General features: G+C 48.6%; 1 rRNA gene. It reads right to left on the bottom strand.

What is annotated here, in order from left to right:
* Positions 1-255 (bottom strand): 16S ribosomal RNA (locus NY022_RS09750); the annotation flags it as partial.

The raw sequence follows: 255 nt of genomic DNA on the forward strand, positions 1-255 counted from the left end.
CCCAGGTAAGGTTCTTCGCGTATCTTCGAATTAAACCACATGCTCCACCGCTTGTGCGGGTCCCCGTCTATTCCTTTGAGTTTTAATCTTGCGACCGTACTCCCCAGGCGGTATGCTTAATCCGTTAAGTGCATTACTGAAATGACTAGCATTCCAACAACTAGCATACATCGTTTAGGGCGTGGACTACCAGGGTATCTAATCCTGTTTGCTCCCCACGCTTTCGCGCCTTAGCGTCAGTTAAGTTCTAGCAGA

This window comes from Campylobacter sp. MG1 (assembly GCF_026616895.1).
Classification (GTDB): domain Bacteria; phylum Campylobacterota; class Campylobacteria; order Campylobacterales; family Campylobacteraceae; genus Campylobacter_E.